Origin of the sequence: Pseudomonas sp. B21-015 (assembly GCF_024749285.1) — a bacterium.
GTDB lineage: Bacteria > Pseudomonadota > Gammaproteobacteria > Pseudomonadales > Pseudomonadaceae > Aquipseudomonas.
Genome location: NZ_CP087196.1, coordinates 3199404 through 3224254, shown reverse-complemented (window position 1 = coordinate 3224254; position 24851 = coordinate 3199404). Strand labels below are relative to the sequence as shown.

Annotated in this window: 21 protein-coding genes and 6 pseudogenes; 18 read left to right on the top strand and 9 right to left on the bottom strand. The window is 57.1% G+C overall.

What is annotated here, in order from left to right; all coding sequences use genetic code 11:
• Positions 1-1021: 1021 nt before the first annotated feature.
• A pseudogene (locus tag LOY38_RS14330) lies at positions 1022-1281 on the bottom strand (STAS domain-containing protein); the annotation flags it as partial.
• A 37-nt stretch (positions 1282-1318) separates the two neighbouring features.
• Between LOY38_RS14330 and LOY38_RS14325 the strand changes: the two are divergent.
• The 13 genes from LOY38_RS14325 (at position 1319) to LOY38_RS14265 (ending at position 16657) form a co-directional block, all read left to right on the top strand.
• On the top strand, positions 1319-1672 hold the full coding sequence (locus LOY38_RS14325; RefSeq protein WP_258700587.1) for a MarC family protein: 354 nt from the start codon (positions 1319-1321) through the stop codon (positions 1670-1672).
• 409 nt (positions 1673-2081) lie between these two features.
• Positions 2082-2330 carry a hypothetical protein gene (locus LOY38_RS14320; RefSeq protein WP_258700586.1) on the top strand — a complete coding sequence of 83 codons (249 nt, stop codon included), beginning with the start codon at positions 2082-2084 and terminating at the stop codon, positions 2328-2330.
• A gap of 158 nt (positions 2331-2488) precedes the next feature.
• The gene (gene speF / locus LOY38_RS14315) at positions 2489-4672 is read left to right on the top strand and encodes an ornithine decarboxylase SpeF (protein ID WP_258700585.1); all 2184 of its coding nucleotides are present in this window, start codon (positions 2489-2491) and stop codon (positions 4670-4672) included.
• A gap of 33 nt (positions 4673-4705) precedes the next feature.
• Entirely contained in the window at positions 4706-7006 is a 2301-nt protein-coding gene (locus LOY38_RS14310) for an Orn/Lys/Arg decarboxylase N-terminal domain-containing protein (RefSeq protein ID WP_258700584.1), read from the top strand.
• A 76-nt stretch (positions 7007-7082) separates the two neighbouring features.
• Complete coding sequence (gene potE, locus LOY38_RS14305; RefSeq protein ID WP_258700583.1) at positions 7083-8423, top strand: putrescine-ornithine antiporter; 1341 nt, start codon at positions 7083-7085, stop codon at positions 8421-8423.
• Positions 8424-8471: 48 nt separating this feature from the next.
• The gene (locus tag LOY38_RS14300) at positions 8472-9377 is read left to right on the top strand and encodes an amino acid ABC transporter substrate-binding protein (RefSeq protein ID WP_258700582.1); all 906 of its coding nucleotides are present in this window, start codon (positions 8472-8474) and stop codon (positions 9375-9377) included.
• A gap of 864 nt (positions 9378-10241) precedes the next feature.
• Positions 10242-10451, top strand: a complete 210-nt coding sequence (locus LOY38_RS14295) for a hypothetical protein (RefSeq protein ID WP_408980613.1) — start codon at positions 10242-10244, stop codon at positions 10449-10451.
• A 43-nt stretch (positions 10452-10494) separates the two neighbouring features.
• On the top strand, positions 10495-11751 hold the full coding sequence (arcA, locus tag LOY38_RS14290) for an arginine deiminase (RefSeq protein ID WP_258700581.1): 1257 nt from the start codon (positions 10495-10497) through the stop codon (positions 11749-11751).
• Between the two features lie 66 nt (positions 11752-11817).
• Positions 11818-12828, top strand: a complete 1011-nt coding sequence (locus LOY38_RS14285; RefSeq protein ID WP_258700580.1) for an ornithine carbamoyltransferase — start codon at positions 11818-11820, stop codon at positions 12826-12828.
• Between the two features lie 98 nt (positions 12829-12926).
• A complete protein-coding gene (gene arcC, locus LOY38_RS14280) occupies positions 12927-13856 on the top strand; it encodes a carbamate kinase (RefSeq protein WP_258700579.1) in 930 nt (309 codons plus the stop codon).
• 62 nt (positions 13857-13918) lie between these two features.
• Complete coding sequence (locus LOY38_RS14275; protein WP_258700578.1) at positions 13919-14281, top strand: DUF5064 family protein; 363 nt, start codon at positions 13919-13921, stop codon at positions 14279-14281.
• Between the two features lie 46 nt (positions 14282-14327).
• Positions 14328-15743, top strand: a complete 1416-nt coding sequence (locus tag LOY38_RS14270) for a DUF3300 domain-containing protein (protein WP_258700577.1) — start codon at positions 14328-14330, stop codon at positions 15741-15743.
• A 26-nt stretch (positions 15744-15769) separates the two neighbouring features.
• A complete protein-coding gene (locus LOY38_RS14265; RefSeq protein WP_258700727.1) occupies positions 15770-16657 on the top strand; it encodes a DUF2950 domain-containing protein in 888 nt (295 codons plus the stop codon).
• 176 nt (positions 16658-16833) lie between these two features.
• Here the strand turns inward: LOY38_RS14265 and LOY38_RS14260 are convergent, their stop codons facing one another.
• The 5 genes and pseudogenes from LOY38_RS14260 to LOY38_RS14240 all read right to left on the bottom strand — a co-directional run.
• A complete protein-coding gene (locus LOY38_RS14260) occupies positions 16834-17508 on the bottom strand; it encodes a DUF3313 domain-containing protein (protein WP_258700576.1) in 675 nt (224 codons plus the stop codon).
• Between the two features lie 47 nt (positions 17509-17555).
• Positions 17556-17744 (bottom strand): annotated as a pseudogene (locus tag LOY38_RS14255) (transporter); the annotation flags it as partial.
• A 61-nt stretch (positions 17745-17805) separates the two neighbouring features.
• Positions 17806-17973: pseudogene (locus LOY38_RS14250) on the bottom strand (ATP-binding protein); the annotation flags it as partial.
• 7 nt (positions 17974-17980) lie between these two features.
• Positions 17981-18220, bottom strand: a pseudogene (locus tag LOY38_RS14245) (SDR family NAD(P)-dependent oxidoreductase); the annotation flags it as partial.
• Positions 18194-18492, bottom strand: a pseudogene (locus tag LOY38_RS14240) (iron-containing redox enzyme family protein); the annotation flags it as partial. The pseudogenes LOY38_RS14240 and LOY38_RS14245, both read right to left, overlap by 27 nt.
• A 1-nt stretch (position 18493) precedes the next feature.
• Here LOY38_RS14240 and LOY38_RS14235 point away from each other — a divergent pair.
• Positions 18494-18667 (top strand): annotated as a pseudogene (locus LOY38_RS14235) (histidine kinase); the annotation flags it as partial.
• 34 nt (positions 18668-18701) lie between these two features.
• On the top strand, positions 18702-19337 hold the full coding sequence (locus LOY38_RS14230) for a response regulator transcription factor (RefSeq protein ID WP_258700575.1): 636 nt from the start codon (positions 18702-18704) through the stop codon (positions 19335-19337).
• Here LOY38_RS14230 and LOY38_RS14225 read toward each other — a convergent pair.
• Entirely contained in the window at positions 19313-19858 is a 546-nt protein-coding gene (locus LOY38_RS14225) for a cupin domain-containing protein (protein WP_258700574.1), read from the bottom strand. The two genes, LOY38_RS14230 and LOY38_RS14225, sit on opposite strands and share 25 nt — an antisense overlap.
• Positions 19859-19889: 31 nt before the next feature.
• Positions 19890-20414: a transporter suffix domain-containing protein gene (locus tag LOY38_RS14220; protein ID WP_258700573.1), complete on the bottom strand. Its 525-nt coding sequence runs from the start codon at positions 20412-20414 to the stop codon at positions 19890-19892.
• A gap of 332 nt (positions 20415-20746) precedes the next feature.
• Between LOY38_RS14220 and LOY38_RS14215 the strand changes: the two genes are divergently transcribed.
• The 3 genes from LOY38_RS14215 to LOY38_RS14205 are packed head-to-tail and all read left to right on the top strand — an operon-like array spanning position 20747 to position 24438.
• Complete coding sequence (locus LOY38_RS14215; protein WP_258700572.1) at positions 20747-22285, top strand: efflux transporter outer membrane subunit; 1539 nt, start codon at positions 20747-20749, stop codon at positions 22283-22285.
• The gene (locus LOY38_RS14210; RefSeq protein WP_258700571.1) at positions 22278-23417 is read left to right on the top strand and encodes an HlyD family secretion protein; all 1140 of its coding nucleotides are present in this window, start codon (positions 22278-22280) and stop codon (positions 23415-23417) included. The genes LOY38_RS14215 and LOY38_RS14210 overlap by 8 nt, the downstream gene beginning before the upstream one ends.
• Complete coding sequence (locus tag LOY38_RS14205) at positions 23407-24438, top strand: DUF2955 domain-containing protein (RefSeq protein ID WP_258700570.1); 1032 nt, start codon at positions 23407-23409, stop codon at positions 24436-24438. Before LOY38_RS14210 ends, LOY38_RS14205 begins: the two co-directional genes overlap by 11 nt.
• Here LOY38_RS14205 and LOY38_RS14200 read toward each other — a convergent pair.
• Positions 24423-24839 carry a YMGG-like glycine zipper-containing protein gene (locus LOY38_RS14200; RefSeq protein WP_258700569.1) on the bottom strand — a complete coding sequence of 139 codons (417 nt, stop codon included), beginning with the start codon at positions 24837-24839 and terminating at the stop codon, positions 24423-24425. The genes LOY38_RS14205 and LOY38_RS14200 overlap by 16 nt on opposite strands.
• Positions 24840-24851 lie beyond the last annotated feature (12 nt).

Genomic DNA, 24851 nt, shown 5'->3' with positions numbered 1-24851 from the left:
ACAGCCTCCAGCTTAGCGATCACATCGGCATTTTTTGGAAATTGACTGAGGCTTGATGGACGCTATTCAGCGTAAGGGCAGAAAATTGGGAAAGGGACAAACGGTGACGCCATGTGGATACCAGCATCGTAATATTGGATTTGTTAGCAGTGAGTGTAGACGTTGAATGGTACGCGACACTGGTCAGTGGACGGTTAGTCTAGGCTAGCTGAGAGGAATGCAGGGTAAGGCCATGAATTTCAACGCGACACAGGTTCTTGGAAAAATAGTCATAGGATCGTAAAAATGGACATTTTGTAAAAGTTCCGCTCTGACACATCATTTAACATAATATACATTATGCGATGTGTAATATGCGGAGCTGAGGAGCTCTGGCGGTCAGATTTGAAGCCTGGCAAAGCCTCCATCCTCGCAGTCATGCACAGCATGGCGTCAGTTACTGCGCTTGAATGCCGTTCCCCAGAAACAACATCGTTGCGTCCACCGTTGATGGAAAAAATGCATGCAGCTCCGTACCGAATGGAAAAATGGCTGGGCTGCAATCATCGCACTTATATTTGGGTCTTCTGATAATCCCAAAGGGAACGTGAACGGTCCGCAAGCGCCAAACTTCTAGCTCAAATCAAGACCACACCCATTGGAGCCAACCTAGTGGAATTCGCCAAATTCAGATGCACAGTTTTGCCATCTGACGGCGAACAAAGCCACCAAGTTAACTGCCTGAAAAAAAATATCAAGCTTGCTAGATGATCCGTCGGATCCGGCAAATAAGGAAGAAACTAACCAGCACTTATGACAGTTCTCACCCAGGAGGCTGAACAAGCCACTGGGAAGGCTTTCCAGGCTCTCTTGAAGGCTGGCAAGTCCTCTTGAGGCTAGGTCTGCCCTATCTCGCTTAAATAACCAAATGCAATGCAAAAGCAAATTATCTATTCTTTTTGGTTATGACTAATCTGTTTCAAAGCAATCTTTAGCTTGCGCCAAACTTCTCTAAAACAATTCCGCGTGGAACTGGAGGTGGCTAATCCGCCGGATGAATCACGAGATAGTTGTCGACGGCATCGTCTATTGTTACAAAAAACGCCGATTCGCCAAACCGCGCGAAAAGCCCGAATCGTTTTAGCTTGTCCTTGACCGGGTCCTTCATCTCGGCCACGCACAACTTGATACCCGCCTCATTCAAAGTTTCGTCCAACTCGGCCAGCATGTCGACGGAGGTCACATCCACGCTGGTGACCGGTTCTCCGCCGCAACAACCAGCCAACGTACGGGTGTAGGCGATATGCGGAATTTTCAGCTATTTGCAGGATCTCCAAGCATGGACAGTTTATTCGACGCGATCATTCTTGGGCTGCTGGCGTTGCTGCCATTGATCAACCCCCCTACCACCGTGGCGCTTTTTCTAGCCCTTTCCCAAGGGCTTAGTCGAGAACAAAAAAACAAACAGGCACTCCTGACTGCAGTGTATGTCTTTATTATCATGACACTCACCTACTACATAAGTGCTTCTGCCACCATTAAACACAGCACGACTTTTCCGTCCTGGGCATTGCTAACAGCCCCACCATTGATTTTTCTTTCAACTTCTATAATTCTTTGGTGCTGTTTGCGCGCTTCAGACTTAATTATGAAAGCAACAGAGAGTCAGGGATTGATCCCATATTACGCTTGATGGGTTTTTTACTCGTTTGCATGGAGGTTCAATTCGCCATCAATGGTTCGGTAGAAATCATACAAACCATCATTAACAATAACACTCAACTCTTCCGCTCTCCGTAAGCTCGTTTCCCCCTTTTAGAGCGCTTCTAAATTGTGGTCTCGATCGCCCCGTCGCTGCGTATACAGAGCACGTATCGAGCTGGACAGTTGCTGTCCGACATACGGTATTAGGCAGCGGGCAAACAGGCCAGGATGGTTGATATAGATCAATAATTTGCCGGTTGAGCGAGTACACGCTGGCAAACACGCAACGATGCAACGCCATGGATTGCTCACCGCCAGCGTACACCGTACACAGAAAGCAAAGGGATGAGCCTGCACACGTCAGGACGACTGACCTCTGCATTTTTGGAACGCGTCAAATGAAGATTTATATTGAACAAAACCCTGCGCAGAATCGCTGGAGGGTTCACATGGGCCTGTGGGTGGCGAGCTTTCGCAGCCTTGATGGAGCTGAGTCGTTTGTCGAGAGATTGAATTCGCGAATTAATGCTCCGCACTCTCTGGAAATGATTACACATCATCCTCTGTGGTCGGAGACGATTTCCTCCAGTCCGCCTCTCGATCAGCACGATGTACCTCACTCGCTAAAGCAGCTTTCTCAGGATTGATACACAAGGCTTCTCGGGCAGTGAAGAAAAAAATCCCGACTGGCCAAGATGAGTCTATACCCAATATTGCCAAATATTTAGATCAGGGCTTTTTGCAGTAGCCCACATATTGACAGCGCTCAAATGCAGGTGCCCTCGCACCGGCTTGGGGGAATGTTGTGAGTTACTTGAAAATTGCCGCCAGCGTCTCGGTTCGTGATTGCTTCCGTACGGGCCGAGAAATTGTCCCCTTCGACCAGACCGACTTTACCGACGTGGCGGTAGCTGTGGTTTCCCGAGACGATGTGCTGGCCGGCGCGCTGGAAACCATTAAACGTACCGGTTTCGATATCCCGATTTTTCTGGTCGTCTCCCAGGACGGCGGCAATCGTGCCCTGGACATCTACAAGCAACTGCAAGACGTGCTGCTGCAGGTAAATGGTGTTTTCGATCTATCGCAAAACAACCTCGATCACTATGGACACCAACTCGAAACCGCTGCGAAGTCTTATGAAGACACCCTCCTCCCGCCATTCTTCAATGCGCTCAAGCAGTACTACGAAGTAGCCAACGCGACGTTTGCCTGCCCAGGCCATCAGGGCGGCCAGTTCTTTCGCAAGCATCCGGTCGGCCGACAATTCTTCGACTTCTTTGGCGAAACACTGTTTCGCGCCGACTTGTGCAACGCCGACGTCAAGCTCGGCGATCTGCTGATCCACGAAGGTCCTGCGCTGCTTGCACAAAAACATGCCGCCAAAGTGTTCAACGCCAACAAGACCTACTTTGTGCTCAACGGTACCTCGGCCTCCAACAAGGTCGTCAGCAACGCCTTGCTCACGCCGGGCGATCTGGTCCTGTTCGATCGCAATAACCACAAGTCCGTTCACCAAGGCGCCCTGATCCAGGCGGGTGCCACACCGGTTTATCTGGAAACCGCGCGCAATCCCTACGGTTTCATCGGTGGAATAGACGCCCACTGCTTCGAGGAAGACTACCTGCGTGAGCTGATCAACGAGGTCGCTCCAGACAAGGCCACGCTGGCGCGTCCGTTTCGTCTGGCGGTTATCCAGCTCGGCACCTATGACGGCACTATTTACAACGCCCGCCAGGTGGTCGATCGAATCGGTCAGCTGTGCGACTACATTCTCTTCGATTCGGCTTGGGTCGGTTACGAACAGTTCATACCGATGATGAAGGACTGCTCGCCACTACTGCTCGATCTTGACAAGAACGACCCCGGTATCTTCGTCACTCAATCGGTGCATAAGCAACAAGCCGGCTTTTCCCAGGCCTCACAGATCCACAAAAAGGACCGGCACATAAAGGGTCAGGCACGCTACTGCAACCATGCTCGAGTGAACAATGCCTTCATGGCTCAGGCCTCCACCAGCCCGTTCTATCCGCTGTTTGCGTCACTGGATGTCAATGCGCGCATCCATGCTGGCCGCAGCGGCCTGCGCCTGTGGGAAGACTGCGTCAAGTTCGGCATCAATGCGCGCAAATTGATCATGGAAGCCTGCACCATGATCCGCCCATTCGTACCGGGCACCATCGATGGTCGCCCCTGGCAGGACTACCCGACCGATGAGATCGCCAACGACGTTCGGTTTTTCGAGTTTCATCCGAAGGATCGCTGGCACGCCTTCCCCGGGTATGCCGACAAACAATATTTCATCGACCCCTGCAAGTTGCTGTTTACAACACCTGGCATTGACCCCGTCGACGGCAGCTACACCGATTTTGGTATCCATGCCGGCATCCTGGCGAGCTTCCTGCGGCAGAACGGCATCGTTCCTGAGAAATGCGATCTCAACTCGATTCTGTTTCTGCTTACACCCGCCGAAGATTGGGCAAAAATGAGCCATCTCGCCGCGCAGTTAACGCGCTTCGAACGTTTCATCAATGATGATGCCCCCATGAGCAGGGTGCTTCCGGCGATCTACGAGCAGTACCAGGAACGTTATCGCGACTACAGGATCCGCCAGCTCTGCCAGGAGATGCACGACCTCTACCGCAGCCACAATGTTCAGCAACTGCAGAAAGACATGTTCCGAAAGGAGCACTTTCCCAAAAAGGCGATGAACCCTCAGGCGGCGCAGATCGAATACATCCGCGGCAATGTCGAGTTGGTGCCGTTGGCACAAGCCGATGGACGCATTGCTGCCGAAGGCGCGTTGCCCTACCCGCCGGGTGTCCTTTGCGTGGTGCCCGGCGAAATATGGGGTGGCGCGGTATTGAAGTATTTCCTGGCGCTTGAGGATGGCATCAACCGCTTGCCCGGCTTCACACCGGAACTGCAAGGCGTTTATCTGAAGCAGGAAGGCGGACGCACCAGTGCCTATGGCTACGTACTCAAAACCTGATGCATCGCCAGCCACTTTCTAAAGGAGACGCCCATGAGTCGCTCGCAAACACGGTTACCCGCCGACCTGGCGCAGCGCTACCCCGTGTTGATCGTGGCTGATGCCTTGGAAACCGACGACAACATTCTGGTGCGCAGTGTCCAATCCATCGCCACAGCGCTGCACGAGAATGAAGTGGCAGTTGAATGGGTGAGATCTCTTGATGAGGCCGAAATCGCCATCAAGGCAAATTCGACCTACTGCTGCGCGATCATTGGATGGGGCCTGTGTGAGAACGCGCCTGATCAGGCCCTGCAACTTATCCAGCTGATGCGCCGGCGAACGGCTCAACTGCCGATCATGCTGGGGATGAGCCAAGCCCATCAGAGCCGGGTTCCGTTGGCATTTATCGAGTGCATTGACGGGTTTATCTGGCAGCCTGAAGACAGCGCCGAATTCATCGCCGGGCGCATAGAAGCGGCAGCCCGCCGTTACCTGGATACCATCCTGCCGCCGTTCTTCGGCGCGCTGGTCAACTTTGCCGATACGCACGAGTATTCCTGGCACACCCCTGGCCATACCGGCGGCACGGCATTCATGAAAACGGCTGTCGGGCGTACGTTCCTCGACTTCTATGGTGAGCAGATGCTTCGCTCCGACCTCAGTGTTTCGGTCGGCCAATTGGGCTCGTTGAATGACCACTCAGGCCCCATAGATGAAGCGGAAAAGTTCGCGGCCCGGGTGTTCGGTGCCGACTTCACCTTTTTCTCGGTCGGAGGCAGTTCGGCGAGTAACGAGATCGTCCTGCATTCAGCAGTGACCGACGGCGATGCCGTGCTGGTCGATCGCAACTGCCACAAGTCGTTGAACTATGCGTTGAATATGTCTGGGGCGGTGCCGCTGTATTTGCGTCCAAGGCGCAATGCTCGGGGCCTGATCGGGCCGGTCCCCCTTATAGAACTGACGCCGGCTGCAGTTGCCAGGAAAATCGCAGACAGCCCGCTGGTGAGCGATAAACAAACGCCCCCGGTGCTCGCGGTGCTGACCAACTCGACCTACGATGGCCTTTGCTACAACGTGCAAACCACCACCCGCGAGCTGAGCCAGAGCGTCGATCGCATCCACTACGACGAAGCCTGGTATGCCTATGCGCGCTTCAATCCGCTTTACGAGGGCCGCTATGGCATGCACCGTGGCGAACGCCACCCCGACGATGCCACCGTCACAGTCACCCACTCTACCCACAAGTTACTGGCGGCGCTCTCACAGGCTTCGATGATCCATGTCCGCTCGGGCAAAGTTGAGGTCAAGCCGGCTCTGTTCAACGAAGCCTTCATGATGCACACCTCGACGTCACCGCAGTACAGCATCATCGCCTCGATCGATGTCTCGTCGAAAATGATGGATGACGCGGGGGGCTACCTGACTGATGAGTCCATCGACGAGGCGATCGCCTTTCGCCAGGCCATGGCTCGCCTGAGCGATGAGATACGTGAGCGCGATGGCAACGATTGGTGGTTTGGTGTCTGGCAACCGGATGAAGTCAACGGTGTTCCTTTCGCCGAACTCAACCCTGAAGTTCTGCATCACGGCGACGCCTGGGTGCTCAAACCGACAGCCAGTTGGCATGGCTTCGGTGACTTGGGTGCTGATTACTGCATGCTCGACCCGATCAAGGTCACGGTGCTGACACCTGGCCAGACACTCGAGGGCCAGATGGAGGACAGCGGTATCCCCGCGCCGCTAGTGTCGTCCTTCCTCTCCAGTCGCGGCATCGTGGTTGAGAAAACCGAGCCGTATTCAATTCTCGTGCTGTTCAGCCTTGGCGTGACCAAAGGTAAATGGGGCTCGCTGATCGCCGGCTTGATGGAGTTCAAGAAACATTACGAGAGCAACACACCGCTGGAGCAGGTCCTGCCCGACCTGGTCCTCAGCCACGCCGAGCGCTATAGCGGCATGGGGCTCAAGGACCTGGCCGAAGCCATGCACCGGGACATGATCAGCTCGCAGATGCTGCACAACATGGATGCGGCCTACACCTTGCTGCCGGACCCGGTCGCTTCGCCTCGGGCCACCTACGCCAGACTGGTAAAAGGCGATATCGAGCAGATCGCCGTGCGCGACATGCTCGATCGAACCGTGGCCGTGCAGATCGTGCCTTATCCGCCGGGCATTCCATTGATGATGCCCGGAGAAAAAGCGGGTGCCGATAAAAAGGCCATCGTCGATTACTTGTTGGCGATGGAACTGTTCGATGGCCACTTCCCGGGCTTCGAACATGACAATCATGGGGTGGAGATCGAGCGTGACAGCTCGGGTCGGCCAACCTACAAGGTTTATGTGGTCAAAAACTAAGGTTCAACCCCTTACCCGACGAGTAGTCAAACGCCGGACTCAGGGTCAATGCGTTGCGCAGATCAAGGAGTTTCCGATGGCCGACTCAAGCAAGAAAATGAGCCTCATGGGGCTCACCACATTGGTGACGGTGAACATGATGGGGTCGGGCATCATCATGTTGCCGACGAGCATGGCCCAACTCGGTGCCGTTTCATTGCTGTCATGGATCGTCACCGCCATAGGCTCCATGGCCATCGCCTACTGCTTTTCCCAGTGCGGCATCTACTGTCCGCGCTCCGGCGGGTTGTCCGCCTACACCGAAGAGGCGCACGCCAAATCAGGGTTCTTCCTCTGTTCGTACCTGTACTTCCTTTCGCTGGCCATCGCCAACGTGGCGGTCGCCATCTCCGCAGTGGGGTACATGACATCGTTCGTACCCTGGCTGGGGAGTGGCGCCATTCCGCTGTTCATCGGAACGGTCGGCTTGCTCTGGTTAACCACCGTGGCCAACTTTGGTGGCCCCAGCATCACGGGCAAGATCGGTGCGATTACCGTCTGGGGTGTGATCATCCCGGTGGCCGGCTTGAGCATCATCGGTTGGTTCTGGTTCAAGCCTGATGTGCTGGCTGCCGCCTGGAACCCGAACAACCTGCCCATCTCCGAAGCCATCAGCAAGGCGATTCCCCTGACCCTGTGGGCATTCCTCGGCATGGAGTCGGCCGCGCAAGCCTCCGATGCCGTGGAAGATCCCAAACGCACCGTGCCGCTGGCCTGCCTGCTCGGCACGCTGGGTGCGGCCGTGGTCTATGTGCTGTCGACGACGGTGATTCAGGGCATCATACCCAATGCCGAACTGGCCAATTCATCGGCCCCTTTCGCGCTCGTCTATGCGCACATGTTCAACCCTACAGTCGGCAACATCATCATGGCGCTGGCGGTGATGGCCTGTGTTGGTTCGCTGCTGGGCTGGCAGTTCACCCTGGCGCAAACGGCCAAGATGACGGCTGACCAGGGAATGTTCCCAAAACTGTTCAGCAAGGTCAGCGCGCTGGATGCGCCCATTGTCGGCATGCTCGTCTGCGGTGTATTGCAGACCTTGATGGCGCTGTCGACCATTTCGCCCAATGCCAGCGCCCAGTTCGGAAAGCTCGTCAGCCTGGCGGCAGTGACCAACCTGATCCCCTACGTGACGGCGGCCACCGGCTTGCTGGTCATGATGTACAAAGCCAACGTCAGTGCAAGCATATACACCCGCAACACGTCATTGTTACTGGTTGCCGTGGCCTATTCCTTATACGCCCTGTATGCCTGCGGCAAAGACGCCGTGTTCGGCGGCACCCTCGTCCTTGCATTCGGCTACCTGCTCTATGGCTTCCTCGCCAAGCGTTTTGTCGGTGAGACTCAAACCGTTCAGACCAGGGCCGGCAATCCTTAGCCGTTGTCTTCAGGACTGCACAGACATCTGAATTCGGGGAACCAGGATATGAACGTAAAACTGACCAAAGCCAACAACCTGCTGCTCGCCAGCCTGCTCACGCTGGTACCTGTATTGGCCGATGCCAATACCCTTGAACGCGTGCGGGCGAGTAACACCTTCACCCTCGGCTATCTGCCAGGCTATGCACCTTTTAGCTCCCAGGCGGGCGATAGAGTCAGCGGTTATGCCATTGATCTTTGTCTGAAAATCGCCGACAAGGTCAAGACCGAACTGGGTTTGCCCGGGTTGCAAATACGCTACCAGCCCGTCACCAACACCGATCAGGCGTATGCCGTCAGCTCGGGCAAGGTCGACATACTCTGTACACCGACACTGCCCACACTGGAGCGGCGCAAGACTGTGAGCTACTCGGTGCCGATCTACACGGCCGGCCTGTCGGCAGTGGTGCGTAAGGACGCACCAGAAGCGTTGCTCAATGTACTTAACGGAAAAGTTGCCTATACCGGGCCGACTTGGCGAGCGACCATCAACCATGGGCTGTCCAACCAAACCTATGCCGCTACCGCTGGCGAAATCACCGAGGACTGGATCCGTGAGAAGATGAAATTACTCGGTGTGGTGGCGACCCTGGTCACGGTCGAGAACGCTGACGCAGGCCTTAAACTGCTTGACGAAGGCAAAGCCGATGTCTTTTTCGCTGAACGCATAATGCTCCAGAATCGCCTCAGCACACAGTACTTCGCAGGAAATCTGGTTCTACTGGAGCGTATTTTTGAGTACGCACCGACTGCAATGACGGTGGATCGAGACGACGAAAATTTCCGTTTGCTGGTCGACACCACGCTGAGTGAAATGTACCGATCAGGCGAGATTGAGCAGGCATACGACAACCACCTGGGAGGCGTCGGCGACACGGCCAAGAAACTGTTCAAGGTCTATGCGCTACCTTAGATATCGGGCTCGGTAAGACAAAATTTGCTAGCCCGCGTCATCGTGGCCAAGTTCGCACTGGCTATCGTGCGGGCAGGCAGCGTGGCCTTTTAACGACTTGGAAAAAGAAAAACAAAACATTGGCATGCTCTTAATTTTTGCCCTCATCAGACTACTTAATAGTCACAAAGCACCTCAGCCCTCCGGCGACTCTTAATTCATACGCATCGGGCATGAATGATTACTTTTTCAAGCAAAGGTTTATTGGGTAAGACTTGCAACTATCAAGACTGGCAAGGTCTATGACAAAAAAGTAAGCATGAAATAGAAACTTGGTGATTTGTTTGCCGCAAAAGGCCCGCCACGATGGTTTTTATTGAACAAATAAAAGCATGACAGACGCGGACTTTCTGGAGATGCCCTCCCCCCTTGGAGTTTTCTTGATGTGCGCCGCCTCCTTGACCCCGCGTCATCACCAGAAAATGGACGGCCTGCGACGTGCTGAGCTCGCTCTGCCTAGTGCGACTGCTACTGCGGGAACGTCATATAATTGTTTTAATTTAACAAGCGAAGCGTAATAACGCTTAGCTATTGGCATTGAATTAAGGTCATTTTTATTTATAGCTAATCACTATATGGAGGCGGACAAACCCTCTGTTTTTCCGCTAATTACAAATAAGATCGCGACACCCAGAAAGCAGAAATAAATACTTGCCAAAACAAGAAAGTAAACTAGCGTTTAAATACCGCTTTAACAGTGCATTTTTTATTGAAGGTGGGTAAGTGTAGTTAGCAATAAAACGTTGCCATGCTATTGATCTAAGGCAGTTGATTGAACAGTTAACGAACTTAACCTGTTTTTTTGCCCTGCATTGGAGTCATGCAATGTCTGAATCCACCGAAAAATCGAAACTCGGCGCACTGGTTGCTTGGGTGGGCGGTTCGATGATCGGTTCCCCCCGGCTGTATGTGCCCGGCGCGATCCTGTTCGCCAAGGCCAGGCTTGAAGTCATCAAACCGGTTTCACCAACGTCGAGAAGCTTATTTTCGCCGCCGCTCCGGTGGCTGCCTACAGACGGCAGGACGGCTTCCTGACCCTTTAACCACCGAATAATTTGTCATCTGGAGGAACACGGCAATGACCAAGGAGAAAGTTAAGTACGGCGTCCATTCCGAAGCCGGCAAACTGCGCAAAGTCATGGTTTGTTCCCCCGGCCTGGCTCATCAGCGGCTGACCCCGAACAACTGCGACGAACTGCTGTTCGATGATGTGCTGTGGGTCGCCCAGGCCAAACGCGACCATTTCGATTTCGTTACCAAGTTGCGCGAACGCAACGTCGACGTGCTGGAAATGCACAACCTGCTGACCGATATCGTCGCGATTCCAGAAGCGCTGGACTGGATTCTGGAGCGCAAGATCACCGCCAACTCGGTCGGCCTTGGGCTGGTCAACGAAACCTGTTCCTGGCTGCGCAGCCTGGAGCCGCGCAAGATTGCCGAATTCCTCATTGGCGGCGTCTCCGCCGATGACCTGCCGGACAGTTTCGGCGGCAAGACCATTCAGATGTTCCGCGAATTTCTCGGTCATTCCAGCTTCATTCTGCCGCCGCTGCCCAACACCCAGTTCACCCGCGACACCACCTGCTGGATCTACGGCGGCGTGACGCTCAACCCGATGTACTGGCCGGCACGCCGTCAGGAAACCCTGCTGACCACCGCCATCTACAAATTCCACCCGCAGTTCACCAGCACCGACTTCCAGATCTGGTACGGCGACCCGGATCAGGAACACGGCAGCGCCACCCTTGAGGGCGGCGACGTGATGCCGATCGGCAACGGCGTGGTGTTGATCGGCATGGGCGAACGCACGTCCCGCCAGGCCATCGGTCAATTAGCGGTCAACCTGTTCAAGAACAAAGCGGTGGAGCGTGTGATCGTCGCCGGCATGCCGAAATCCCGTGCAGCGATGCACCTGGACACCGTATTCAGCTTCTGCGACCGCGACCTGGTCACGATCTTCCCCGAAGTGGTGAAGCAGATCGTCGCCTTCAGCCTGCGCCCTGACGACAGCAAACCGGGCGGCATCGACGTCCGCCGTGAAGAAACCAGCTTCCTCGACACCGTAGCCCAGGCCCTTAACCTGCCCGCCCTGCGTGTCGTCGAAACCGGCGGCAACAGCTTCGCCGCCGAACGCGAGCAATGGGACGACGGCAACAATGTGGTGGCCGTGGAGCCGGGCGTGGTCATCGGTTACGACCGCAATACCTACACCAACACCCTGCTGCGCAAGGCCGGCATAGAAGTCATCACCATCACCGCTGGCGAACTCGGTCGCGGGCGTGGCGGTGGCCACTGCATGACCTGCCCGATCATTCGCGACCCTATCGACTATTAATTTGCCCACCTCGGCCCACTTATCGAGTGCGGCCGAGGGGACAACCGAAATCAAAGGAGATCGAAAATGGCTTTCAACATTCACAACCGCAATCTGCTGAGCCTGGAACACCATACCCCTCGCGAATTGCGTTACCTGTTGGACCTCTCCCGCGACCTCAAACGCGCCAAATACACCGGCACCGAGCAGCAGCACCTCAAAGGCAACAACATCGCGCTGATCTTCGAAAAAACCTCGACCCGTACCCGTTGCGCCTTCGAAGTCGCCGCCCATGACCAGGGTGCCCACGTCACCTACATCGACCCGAGCTCTTCGCAAATCGGTCACAAGGAAAGCATGAAGGACACCGCTCGCGTGCTGGGACGGATGTTCGACGCCATCGAGTACCGGGGTTTTAAGCAGGAAATTGCCGAAGAGCTGGCCAAGTTTGCCGGCGTGCCGGTGTTCAACGGTCTGACCGATGAATACCACCCGACGCAAATGATCGCCGACGTGCTGACCATGCGTGAACACAGCGACAAACCGATCCACGAAATCAGCTACGCCTACCTCGGCGATGCGCGTAACAACATGGGCAATTCGCTGCTGCTGATCGGCGCCAAACTGGGCATGGACGTGCGCATCGCTGCGCCAAAAGCCCTCTGGCCGGCAGATGACCTGGTGGCCCGTTGTAAAAAATATGCAGAGGAAAGCGGCGCGCGCCTCACCCTCACTGAAGACCCGAAAGCTGCGGTCAAAGGTGTGGACTTCATCCACACCGACGTCTGGGTATCGATGGGGGAACCCGTGGGCGCCTGGGGCGAGCGTATCAAGCAATTGCTGCCGTACCAGGTCAACGCCGACCTGATGAAAGCCACCGGCAACCCGCGCACCAGGTTCATGCACTGCCTGCCGGCCTTTCACAACAGCGACACCAAGGTCGGCAAAGAGATTGCCGAGCAATACCCAAACCTGAGCAACGGCATCGAAGTGACCGACGACGTGTTCGAGTCGCCCGCCTGCATCGCCTTCGAGCAAGCGGAAAACCGCATGCACACCATCAAGGCGATTCTGGTGTCGACCCTGGCTGATCTCTAAGGATCGATCCGGTTCCTCCTGCAGGAACAAAGTCCCACATTGACCGAGTTCCAACCGGGGCCAAATCGCCCGCAACCTCTGCTGAGAAGGACTGCATTATGCGTATCGTCGTTGCTTTGGGCGGTAACGCCCTGCTCCGCCGGGGTGAACCCATGACCGCGGACAACCAGCGTACCAACATCCGGACCGCTACCGAACAGATCGCCAAGGTCCATCCCGGCAACCAACTGGTGATCGCTCACGGCAATGGTCCGCAGGTCGGCCTGCTGTCGCTGCAAGCGGCGGCCTACACCTCAGTCAGCCCTTATCCGCTGGACGTGCTGGGCGCTGAAACCGAAGGCATGATCGGCTACATCATTGAACAGGAACTGGGCAACCTGCTGGACTTCGAAGTCCCGTTCGCCACCCTGCTGACCCAAGTCGAAGTCGACCCCAACGACCCGGCGTTCCAGAAGCCCAGCAAACCCATCGGCCCCGTCTATACCAAGGCTGAAGCGGAGAAACTCGCCGCCGAGAAAGGCTGGGCCATCGCCCCGGACGGCGACAAGTTTCGTCGTGTGGTCGCCAGCCCGAAACCCAAACGCATCTTCGAAATCCGCCCGATCAAGTGGCTGCTGGACAAAGGCAGCATCGTGATTTGCGCCGGCGGTGGCGGCATCCCGACGATGTACGACGCCAGCGGCAAATTGCAAGGCGTGGAAGCGGTGATCGACAAGGACCTGTGCTCGGCGCTGCTGGCCGAACAGCTTGAAAGCGATCTATTGGTGATCGCCACCGACGTCAACGCGGCGTTCATCGATTTTGGCAAACCGACCCAGAAAGCCATCGCCCAGGCGCACCCGGATGAAATGGAAAAACTCGGTTTCGCGGCTGGCTCCATGGGGCCAAAGGTCCAGGCGGCCTGCGAGTTCGCCCGCCATACTGGAAAAGTAGCGGTAATCGGCTCACTCCAGGACATCGAAGCGATCGTCCAGGGCAAGGCCGGCACTCGTATCAGTACGGAGAAACCCGGCATCCTCTACCTATAAAGACACGGCGGGCAGATATAACGTCTGCCCCCTTTCCACTGCCTTCGAAGGAGAAAACGCCAATGGCCACGTTCGAACCCGGTCACCTGCACATCGAGCGTCATGCGCTGAACAAGGATGATGTCAGCTACGACGTGTATATCGACTATGAAGTCAGCCAGGACCCTAAGGAAGGCAAAGGGATGCTGTTCACCATGCATGGCAGCATCCAGGACAAGGCGCTGAACGAACCGTTCTTCCTGCCCAAGGATCAGGCCTACAACTTCGCCAGCAATGTGACGAAAATTGCCGAGAAGTACGGCATTCCCAAGGCGTACAGCAACATCGGCTCGATTCACAAGCACTACGATTTGATGTTCGAAGATGTGCGAGTACAGATGAACAGGAAGTCGGGGGACCCGGTCAATCCCGAACACTTCGAATAAACCGGATTCTCTGTTTGACCAACCTGCCTGATCACATGGGGGTGCAATGCACATTCCATTATTTTACGCGGTGTCAGCTGCCCTGTTTTTGAGCGGATCTTCCTGTCTGGCGCAGTCATTGGATGCGACCCCAACCGCGACAGTAAAAGCTGGCAATACAGCGCCCGTCACGACGCCGAACAAAGATGTCGTGTTTACCCAAGAGCAGCTGGATCAAGTGCTGGCTCCCATTGCGCTTTACCCGGACCCGCTGCTGGCCCAGGTACTGATGGCCACCACGTACCCCGGAGAAGTCGCCGAGGCGGTAACTTGGTCTAAAGCACACCCGGACGCCAAGGGCGATGATGCAGTCAAACAAGTGGCGAGCCAGCCCTGGGATCCGAGCGTGCAGTCGCTGGTCGCCTTCCCACAAGTTCTGGCAATGCTGGGACAGGATCCCGTCTGGGTGCAACGCCTGGGTGACGCCTTCCTGGCGCAGCCTGACGATGTCATGGTGGGCGTGCAACGTTTGCGTCATCAGGCGCAAGCAGCTGGCAACCTGCAGAGCAATCAATATCAGAACGTGACGGTTCAGCCTGTCGCGGCACCGGCCTCTGCCGGCAGCACCTCCACTATCATCATTCAGCCCTCTGATCCGCAGGTGGTTTACGTACCCAGTTATAACCCGACAACAACCTACGGCACCTGGCCCTATCCGGCGTCGCCTCCCGCGTACTATCCACCGCCGCCAGCCTATTACCCAGGTTCAGCATTGATGGCTGGGCTGGCGTTTGGTACCGGTGTGGCTATCATCGGCTCGTTGTGGGGTGAAAGTAACTGGGGCGGTAACGATGTCGACATCAACGTCGAACGCTACAACAACATCAATCGCAATAATCAGATCACCAATAATCAGAACAAGTGGCAGCACAACGCCGCTCATCGCGATGGCGTTCCCTATCGAGACAGCAGGAGCCGCGAACAGTACGGCCGACAACTGGACGGCGCCAATCAGCGTGAGGCCTATCGAGGGGACAATGCTCAGCGAGCCCAGGCCCGTGAAAAAGCCCGTGGTTCAATGGACAAGCACGGTATCGAACGACCTGCCACCAGCAACCGCGAAGCCCGTGATTCAGCGCGCAATGCCCAGTCCGGTATCTCGGCTGGCAATCGAGCAGGTACAGACAGACCGAAGTCGTCTGACAGGAGCCAGAACACTGCCAGAAACACTCGGGAGAGTCAGCGCGCACAGAGCAACACGCAGGCACGCCAAACAACGAAAAAACAGCCATCCGCCAGTCCAGGCAGTGCTCGCAACAATGCATTCGCCGGCGCGCGTTCACCGTCCCAGGTCAACGCACAAGCCAGTCGTGGCCGGGCCAGCCAGGCATCCGCCCAGCGCCCCAGCGCCTCGCGACCAGCCAGCCATCAGGTCAGTCGGCCGTCCAATCCACCTGCGCGTCAAAGGGGGGGCCGTCGTTGAAAAAAAATCCTCGAGTGAAGGCACTCATGGGCTTGCTCCCCCATGTCCTGGCGATAGTTGCCGGCCTGGCGTGGTCGTGCATTGTTACGGCACAGCAGGCATTTACAACGCCCGAAAAGGCCGCTCAAGCGTTCGTCGAAGCACTGGGCACGGAACATGTCGATCAGGCACGCCTGACAGAGCTGCTGGGTCATGAATGGCGCAGTTTCATTCCGCGTAATGGCGTGCAGCGCAGTGATGTGGATGCGTTTTTGAAGCAATACCGCGAGCAACACGCCATTGAAAAAACCAACGACCGCAAGGCGATCCTTTCGGTCGGCAGTGATCATTGGATACTGCCCATACCCATGATAAAAAGCGCAAACGGTTGGCACTTCGACATCAAGGCCGGTAGCGCTGAAGTCCGTGCGCGTCGAATTGGCCGCAATGAACTCGCCGCATTGCAATCGGTGCTGACCTATCATGATGCCCAGATGGACTATGCGTCAGTGGATCGTGATGGCGATGGCGCACTCGAGTACGCGCAGAATCTCTTCAGCACCCCCGGCAAGCACGATGGACTCTATTGGGCAGACGACGATAGCGGTCAGATCAGCCCGTTAGGTCCCTCGTTCGGCAATACCATTGCCGGCGAAGACTGGCATGGTTACCACTTCCGCATCCTCGATGGCCAAGGTCCTTCGGCACCTGGTGGCGCCTACAGCTACTACATCGGTGACAAGATGAGCCGAGGCTTTGCACTGATCGCCTGGCCGGCAAAATACGATGACACCGGGGTGATGAGTTTTATGATCAGTCATGAAGGACAGGTGTTCGAAAAAGACTTGGGACCCAATAGTGAAAAATTGGCTCAGTCGATGAAGCGCTTTGATCCAGATGACAGTTGGAAGATGGTCACTGCTGATCAGGAGTAGCGAGGCTTGCCCACGCCGGGATGAAGTCGTTGCTCCCCTCATGCAGAAGCGATCCTTCTGCATGAGGGGTGATAGGTACGACAACGAATCCCGGTGTCATTTTCTTAAGCTATGGCAGCGGGTTTCTGATCTTTCTCCGCCCAATCTCAAAAAACCTGCTGACGCATTGCTTTCAGTTACTTGATGAAAGCTTGCAAATCACTGGTCAGCTTGTCGATCGCCACTTTGAAATCCTTGGTGGTGACTTTCTGGCTGGTGTTTTCCAGTGTGCTGCCAAAGACCTTGCGCACGACTTTGGCCACGGTCTGGTTGCTGCTGGCGTCGACAAACTCCGCCTCAATGAACAGAGTGGTCTCCTGATCACGATGACCACTGGCAGCGGAAACACCTCCCACGACGGCGGCGATCGGAACCACTTCATACCACTTCATGCCTTCGTTTTCGGCATTCACCCCGGTGATCGCCGCGCGCATGATCAAGGTCTTTGAACCGGCAGGTGCTGATTTTGCGCTCGACACAACCCGATATTTCTGGCCCAGAACGCCTTTGGCCTTGCTGGTCATGTAGTTCTGCAACTCGTCCAGGGTTTGCCGGTTAACCCGCTCGTTCGGCTTGGGCGCCGGGTAGAGCTCCAGCTTGTTGAAGGCCACGGTGTTATAGGCATTTGGATTCCAGGACGGGCTCACCCACCGCATGGCTTTTTCGCCGCTGGTGGTGGTGACCTCTTGCAAGTTGTTGTAGTTGGACAGGAAGCCGGAATACTGCTCACGCTCGGTGACTTTCGAGGTGCAACCGCCCAGTAGCAGGCTGGCCAGTGCAGCGCCAATAAACAGTTTTCGGGACAAGTTCATAGTGGTGTGTGCTCCATGGTTTAAGTCATTTTTTCGGTTGCAGGGCGTCAGAAGCGCCAGGTCATGTTTCCGGTCAAATGGCTTGAATCCAGGCATTATCGAACTGACCGGAAGTTCGTGTGCCTGATGTGGGTTTGCTCTGTCCCAACGGCATATCGCCGAGCCAGACCATGCTCCAGCTGACATTTATCGATGACCTTGCTCAGAGCATAGGTGGCTCTGGCCGCAATGCGCCAAAACTTGCATCATGCGCTTGTAGTTTGACCAAAAGCTTCGCTTTAAATGTGAACACTCAGGCTAAAATCGCCAGATTTCCAAGGTGGCCCGCAGACCTCCAGAGCTGCGATTCTCCAATCGGATCTGTCCCCCCAAGCGGGCCGCGATGGCCTGCACGATGGTCAGTCCCAGCCCTGCCCCCTGATCATTTTTGCGGCTATAGAAACGCTCGAAAAGACGATCATGCTCAGGTGGCGCGGGGAGCGAACTTGGTGGCGCAATAACTGGCATAACCGGGATAGCCGATCGAGCCATAGGTCGACCCGACGTTCACCACCATCGCGCTCTCGGCTTGCTTGAGCAGTGGCAGCAAGGTTTTGGTCAGGCAGATCGGCGCGCTGATGTTCACCGCCAGCATCGCGTTGATATCACTGTCATCCAGCTGTTCGAGCATGGCGAAGTGATTGATCCCGGCGGCATGGGTGGCCAGGGCGATGCTGGTGCCTTCAAGTACGTTGACCATGCCAAACAGACCGACCGGGTTGTCCCGGGCTATCAGGTCGTAGAGGAAACTGACCATCAGCTCGATCGGCAAGGATGGACGGCCATCTCGCACCGCATCCTTGTCACCACCGCAGGCGGCGATGTCGTCGAGTACCCATTGCTCGTGACCGTATTCGTCCTCGATGTACTCGCAAACCGCCTTGCGTAACCATTCCAGGCCAACGGCAGGCGCGCACCGCACGCCATCATCAATGGCACGGTATGTGACGGCATCGGTTTCAACGTCGCCCAGGTCGAGCGTCGTCACGCCGGCATTGGCCTGCGCAATATCCGTGAACGTGTCGAGCATTTTGGCGGTCGATTCGACCTGACTTCAATGCCAGGAAGAAGTGAGCTGGACGTGCTGCTGCCAATGAAACTGCCCGCTACAGAACGCTGACTCACCCCTATGACAATTAGAGTGAATGCCTGCGATGAACCTGCCCTACCCGATCCGCGTCGCCCTGGTCGACGATCACTCCCTGGTCCGCGACGGGATCAAATCGCTGCTGGGGGTCATGACGCCGTTGGAAGTGGTGGGCGAAGCCGAGAATGGCGCCGATGCCATTGAGATGGTCGGGCGCTGCCAGCCGGATCTGTTGCTGGTCGACATCAGCCTGAAGGACATCAACGGGCTTGAGCTGACCCGGCTGTTACGCAGCCAGTACCCGTCGCTCAAAGTGCTGGTGCTGAGCATGTACGACAACTATGAATACGTCAGTGAATCCGTTCGCTCGGGTGCCAGCGGCTATGTGCTGAAGAACGCGCCTTCGCGGGAAATCATTGCGGCAATCGAAGCCATTGTCAGTGGCGGGACGTTCTACAGTGCCGAAATTGCGCAACGGCTCATCGCCGACAAAAGTACCGACAACGAACTGACACCGCGCGAGAGCCGGGTGCTGTACAAGATGGTTCAGGGGTTGAACAACAAGGAAATGGCTCGCGAGCTGGACATCAGTGTCCGGACGGTGGAAACCCATCGCCTGAGCATCCGCCGCAAGCTCAACATCGACAAACCCGCCGCCCTCGTAAAATACGCGATCGATCACGGGATCATTTCTGCCCCCTGATCCTGGGTCAGCTTTTCAAATAATTGCGAATGCTCGGGAAACGATTCGCCGAGCTTGCGCCGGGTCCCCAACTCCATATCCGCGTAATCAAACCCCGGTGATACGGCTTCACTGATCAAGCCGTAGCCCGCCGAGCCATCCATCAGTTGCGAAGCCTTCCAGACGCCGCCCGGCACATGCAGCTGCAAGCACTGCCCCGCAATAACATCACTGCCCATCACCACGGTTTTCAATGTGCCGTCCGGGGAAATCAGGCTGTACTGAATCGGGTCGCCCAGATGGTAGTAATGCACGATGTCGGATTGATTCAGGTGAAAGTGGCCAATCGGCGAATCCCTGGTCAACAGGTAATAGATGGAGGTCAGCAAGTAACGCCGACCGCCCTCGGTTTCAACCATGGCGCGGTGATCCGCCTGAAAGGTTCTGCGGTAGAAACCGCCTTCCATGTGGGGTTCCAGGTTGAGTGCGGCGACGACTGCCAGAGCATCAGGCCTGTGTGTATCGAGTCCCTCTTTTGTCATTGCGCAGATGCTCCCGGTGGTGTTTTACGATTCACACTGTACTGGTATTCACGACACGCGCCGTGCGGATAAACAAGGCACGGACCTTCTCCCAAAAATTCCCGCCCAATACGAAAAAGCTGCCGATCAACATGGCATCGCCCAACGCCTGGGCTTGCCAGAGGTTCGGTCTCAGCCCAGGCCAAAGCGTGTCTACGTAAGGTTCGAGAAACGATGAGATCAGTGGCAGGCAAAACATCACCATGCCAATTCTATGGCGAAACGGGCCTACTTCCAGGTCGGCGGTCGGTGCAAGCGTGGAGACGTAACCAAACACGCTGCGTTTGAGTTGCTGAAAACCGGACTTGCCCATGACCGCAATGGCGAGGATCAACAGAATCTTGTTGCTGATAAACAGGATGCCTGTCAGTGCCGCGATCTTTGGGCCGGGCACATCCGCGGCGGCGGCGAGTGGCACCATCAGCCAGGAGAGCAGCGTCAAACTGAGTATCGCAATGCCTGCTTTGAAGCGCCAACCGGTGGAGCTGGGGGCAATGTTGTCCTGGGGGCTGCTCATGGTCTTCGTACCCTTCTCTTTTTGGCCCGAATAAATAGCTTTCAGAAGCGTAGCAGTTGGTCGGTTCCATGATCGTCCAATATGACCTTGTGTTTGTCCGGGCTGTACTAACCTAAGCGAATCGGTTCAAGCCCTGATACCGGTAAGTTAAGACGCACAACCTGTGGGAGCGTGGCTTGCCCGCGAAGAACGATGACGCGTAATACCTGAAAAACCGCGGCGCATTCTTCGCGGGCAAGCCACGCTCCCACAGGGTTTGTGTAGCTCAAAGGGCATTCAATATTTGGGGACGCTCGGATGAGGTTTTCCCGTGACCTACTTGTAGTGCAGCGATGCTGACGCGTACGGTTCGGCTGCTTCTGCTGGGTGCCCTGGGCCTTGGCGGCTGCGTACGTCTGGGGCCGGATTTCCAGGCGCCCGGCGAGGCGTGGACAAAACACTGGAGCAGCCCTGCGCTCGAACAGGCCAGCCAAAGACGCCTCAATCCCGATGTTCGCCAGTGGTGGCAAGTGTTCGCCGACCCGGTCCTCGACGCGCTGATTGCCGAATCGGATGCGCACAATTCAAACCTGAAAATTGCCGGCCTTCGCGTCATGGAAGCCCGTGCCCAGTTGGGGATTGCCCAAAGCGGACGCTATCCGCAACTGCAACAGGCCAGCGCCGACAGCCTGTACTTCAACCGCCAGCAATCCGGCGGGAGTAACCCGCAAGACAGCCATTTCTGGCAGCACAGTGCGGGCTTTGACATCGGTTGGGAACTGGACTTCTGGGGGCGTTTCAGTCGGGCCATCGAGTCGTCCGATGCCAGTTACTTCGCGGCTCAAGCCAACTATGAAGACGCACTGGTACTGCTGCGCGCTCAGGTGGCCGACACTTACTTCTCGCTGCGCACCAGCGAAGCGCGTTTACGCGTCGCCCGAGAGAACGCCGAGCAGCAAAAGCGCAACTTTGAGATCACCGAGAAACTGTTCAACAGTGGCCAGAGCGCCGAACTCGATTTGCAACAAGCCAAGACCCAGTATCTGGGCACCTTGAGCAGCATCCCGGAGCTTGAGGGGCAAGTACTGCGCACCCGCAACGCGTTGGCCGTGCTGATCGGACAGCCGCCCAGCGCCCTGCCCCAACTGCTGGAGAACCAGGGGCTGATTCCGCTGGTTGACCGGGCCGTGCTGCAAGACGTGCCGGCCAGCCTGCTGTTGCGTCGACCGGACGTACGCGCCGCCGAACTCAATGTCGCCGCCCAATCAGCACTGATCGGTGTCGCTGAAACAGACTTTTATCCGTCGCTGACCTTGCTCGGCAGCATCGTCTGGACAACCGACTCACTGCACGGCACCTCCAACAGCCTGGATCTGGTCGGCGGCCCCAGCTTGCGCTGGAACCTGTTTGACCACGGTCAGATCAGCAACAACGTGCGGGTACAGGATGCACGGTTGCAGCAACTGATCGAAGTTTATCGCGACAAAGTCCGCCAGGCCGCACGGGAAGCCGATGACGCCGCCAGCGGCCTGACCAAATCACTGGAACGCGAGCGCATCCTGCGGGAGGCGCAGGTCGCCGCGAAGCGCTCGTTGAGCCTGGCCAGCACCCAATACCGGGAAGGTTATTCGGACTTCCAGCGCGTACTCGATGCTCAACGCGCACTGCTCGAACAGCAGGACAATTATCTACTCAGCCGCAGCAATGCGGTGAGCAACCTGATCGCCCTGTACAAAGCCCTTGGCGGCGGCTGGTACAGCGCCCGGCCGACTGTCGATCCAGGCACCCGCCAGCAAATGGAACACCGCACCGACTGGGGCAACCTGCTGAATGAACCGGCCCCTTTGCGAGCATCCTATCCTTCGTCAGACAAGGTCAAAGCCGATGAGTGAACCCTCGCCACCCGCCGCCGAGGCGCCCTCCCCCAAAGCGCCCGAGCCGGCTGCCGACCCTGCGAAGAAAGGCATCAAATGGGTGATGCTGCTGATTGTCCTGAGCCTGGCCTGGTACTTGTCGGCTGACCGTTTCACGCCCTATACGCAACAGGCTCGGGTGGGGGCCTTTGTCATTCCGGTGGCGGCCGAAGTGGCCGGTCGGGTGATCCGCGTGAACGTGCGCAACAACCAGGACGTCAAGGCAGGCGATGTGTTGTTTGAAGTGGATCAGCAGCCCTATCAAATAGCCGCCGACCGCGCACGCGCTGATCTTGAGTCTACCCGCCGGCAAATCGGCGCCAGCACCGCCGGCATTGCCTCCGCGCAAGCCTCGTTACGGGCGGCCCAAGCCAATGAACTCAAGGCCCGGCAGGATAACGAACGCCTTGAAAGCTTGTATCGCCAAGACCGGGGAACCATTTCCGTGCGCCTGCTTGAAGGCTCACGGGCCAGCCGTGAACAGGCCGTCAGCCAGGTCGCCGCGGCCCGTGCCGAAGTTCAACGCGCACGGGAACAGGAAGGCGGTAGCGAGGAAGACAACGCGCTGTTGCGTAGCGCCGCCACCGCGTTGTCAAAAGCCGAACTCGACATGGCCAACACCCAGGTCCGCGCGCGCTCGGCGGGGCTGATTACCGATCTGCGTACCGATGTCGGTCAATTCGCCGCGGTCGGGACTCCGGCCATGACCTTGATTGCCATTCACGATGTGTGGATCAGCGCGGACATGACCGAGAACAACCTGGGGCGGGTCAAACCCGGGACCCCGGTGGCGATCGTGCTGGACGCGCTGCCGGGCGAGGTCTTCGAAGGGCGGGTGCGCAGTGTCGGCTACGGTGTCAGCGTGGGGCAGACGCCGGCGCCGGGCACCTTGCCCAGTGTGCAAAACAGCCGCGACTGGTTGCGTCCGGCGCAACGTTTCCCGGTGATCATCGAGTTTTCTGCCGAGGCCATGCAGGTGCTACGTGACAGTCGCGCCATTCGTGCCGGGGGCCAGGCCGAAGTCATGGCCTTCCCTGCGCAAAATAATCCGCTGAATCCCTTGGGACGCCTGTTTTTTTGGCTGATGAGCTGGTTGTCTTATGCCTACTGATCACCCGCCCAGGTTCCAACGGGCGCCGCGTCTCGCCATCGGCACGGCGCTGTGCCTGGCCGTCAGCTTCGGCCTGGCGCTACCGATCCCGTTCATTGCGCCGGTACTCGCCGTGCTGCTGTTGGCCACGCTTAACAAGCCTCTGCCATTCAAGGCCGGACTGGTGCTTGCGCTGGTCGCGATGCTGACCACCGGCATCGGCCTGTTGTTGATCCCGGTCCTGCGCTATTACCCCCTCAGCGGCGTGCTGCTGATCGGTGTCAGTCTGTTCCTGGCCTTTGGTTTTGGGCTACGCGGCGGCAACACTTTGATCGTGACCTTTCTGATCATTGGCCTGACCATGATTTCCTCGGCCGGCGTCGCCGAGTTCGATCTGGCGATAATGGTCATCGGTGCCTTGGTCAAGGGCTTGATCCTCGCCGTCATCGTCGTGGCGTTCAGTCACTGGCTGTTTCCCGACCCGGCCAATGCGCCCTCCCCACCCGCCGCCAGCGCGATGCCGGCGCAGGAAGTGCCCAGGATAGCGCTGCGTGCCACCCTGATCGTGATGCCGGCGTTCCTGTTGGCGCTGATTGACCCGGCCAGTTATCTGCCGATCATTTTGAAAGCGGTCAGTCTTGGTCAGCAGAGTTCGACGGTAACGACGCGCAATGCCGGTCGTGAACTGCTCGGTTCAACCTTGATGGGTGGACTGTTGGCCATTGTGTTCTGGTGCGCGCTCAGCCTGTTTGTGCACCTGTGGATGTTCTTTCTGTGGATGCTGCTGTTCGGCTTGCTGTTGGCGCGCAAGCTCTATGCCCTGAGCCCGACTCGACAAACCCCGGGGTTCTGGCTCAACAGCCTGGTCACGCTGATCATCCTGTTGGGCCAGTCGGTTCAGGACAGTATCGTGGGGAAGGACGTCTATACCGCCTTCGTCGTGCGCATGGCGCTGTTTATCGCCCTCACGCTGTATGCCGACCTGATGGTTCACCTGATCGAACAGCGGCAGCGAACGCCTGGTGCTCAGGGCGTTACCTGATAACCCCGCCCTTGCAGGCAACTGGTATAGGCGGTTGAACTGGTCGCCGCGCTGGTTTTTTGCTGCGCCCGGCGTTCCTGACGCTGGCGCGCGCCACCGACCACCGCGCCCGCCGCCGCGGTTTGCCCGGCACGGTTCTGGCGATATTCCTGCTTCACATCGTCGTCGACCCGATCGTAAAACTCGTCATGCTGACGTCCTCGCACCTCAGCGCCCGCAGCCCCGGCAGCAGCACCCACCGCCGCACCCCGCAGTCGCCCGCCCGAGGGTGGCGCAGTTGAGGCGCTCTGACTCGCCGCGACATTGCGACAATCGTTGATGTCCAGCTGGATTTGTTGCGAGCTCTGCCCCTTCAAGGGCACGACCGTTTCGGCCTGAACCTGCGTATAGGCCATCGACATGACAACACACAG

What these genes read in the sequence shown, in the direction of transcription:
- LOY38_RS14325 (WP_258700587.1), top strand. Translation starts at nt 1,319, where the DNA reads ATGGACAGTTTATTCGACGCGATCATTCTTGGGCTGCTGGCGTTGCTG.
- LOY38_RS14320 (WP_258700586.1), top strand. Translation starts at nt 2,082, where the DNA reads ATGAAGATTTATATTGAACAAAACCCTGCGCAGAATCGCTGGAGGGTT.
- LOY38_RS14310 (WP_258700584.1), top strand. Translation starts at nt 4,706, where the DNA reads ATGAGTCGCTCGCAAACACGGTTACCCGCCGACCTGGCGCAGCGCTAC.
- potE (WP_258700583.1), top strand. Translation starts at nt 7,083, where the DNA reads ATGGCCGACTCAAGCAAGAAAATGAGCCTCATGGGGCTCACCACATTG.
- LOY38_RS14300 (WP_258700582.1), top strand. Translation starts at nt 8,472, where the DNA reads ATGAACGTAAAACTGACCAAAGCCAACAACCTGCTGCTCGCCAGCCTG.
- LOY38_RS14295 (WP_408980613.1), top strand. Translation starts at nt 10,242, where the DNA reads ATGTCTGAATCCACCGAAAAATCGAAACTCGGCGCACTGGTTGCTTGG.
- arcA (WP_258700581.1), top strand. Translation starts at nt 10,495, where the DNA reads ATGACCAAGGAGAAAGTTAAGTACGGCGTCCATTCCGAAGCCGGCAAA.
- LOY38_RS14285 (WP_258700580.1), top strand. Translation starts at nt 11,818, where the DNA reads ATGGCTTTCAACATTCACAACCGCAATCTGCTGAGCCTGGAACACCAT.
- arcC (WP_258700579.1), top strand. Translation starts at nt 12,927, where the DNA reads ATGCGTATCGTCGTTGCTTTGGGCGGTAACGCCCTGCTCCGCCGGGGT.
- LOY38_RS14275 (WP_258700578.1), top strand. Translation starts at nt 13,919, where the DNA reads ATGGCCACGTTCGAACCCGGTCACCTGCACATCGAGCGTCATGCGCTG.
- LOY38_RS14270 (WP_258700577.1), top strand. Translation starts at nt 14,328, where the DNA reads ATGCACATTCCATTATTTTACGCGGTGTCAGCTGCCCTGTTTTTGAGC.
- LOY38_RS14265 (WP_258700727.1), top strand. Translation starts at nt 15,770, where the DNA reads ATGGGCTTGCTCCCCCATGTCCTGGCGATAGTTGCCGGCCTGGCGTGG.
- LOY38_RS14260 (WP_258700576.1), bottom strand. Translation starts at nt 17,508, where the DNA reads ATGAACTTGTCCCGAAAACTGTTTATTGGCGCTGCACTGGCCAGCCTG.
- LOY38_RS14230 (WP_258700575.1), top strand. Translation starts at nt 18,702, where the DNA reads ATGAACCTGCCCTACCCGATCCGCGTCGCCCTGGTCGACGATCACTCC.
- LOY38_RS14225 (WP_258700574.1), bottom strand. Translation starts at nt 19,858, where the DNA reads ATGACAAAAGAGGGACTCGATACACACAGGCCTGATGCTCTGGCAGTC.
- LOY38_RS14220 (WP_258700573.1), bottom strand. Translation starts at nt 20,414, where the DNA reads ATGAGCAGCCCCCAGGACAACATTGCCCCCAGCTCCACCGGTTGGCGC.
- LOY38_RS14215 (WP_258700572.1), top strand. Translation starts at nt 20,747, where the DNA reads ATGCTGACGCGTACGGTTCGGCTGCTTCTGCTGGGTGCCCTGGGCCTT.
- LOY38_RS14210 (WP_258700571.1), top strand. Translation starts at nt 22,278, where the DNA reads ATGAGTGAACCCTCGCCACCCGCCGCCGAGGCGCCCTCCCCCAAAGCG.
- LOY38_RS14205 (WP_258700570.1), top strand. Translation starts at nt 23,407, where the DNA reads ATGCCTACTGATCACCCGCCCAGGTTCCAACGGGCGCCGCGTCTCGCC.
- LOY38_RS14200 (WP_258700569.1), bottom strand. Translation starts at nt 24,839, where the DNA reads ATGTCGATGGCCTATACGCAGGTTCAGGCCGAAACGGTCGTGCCCTTG.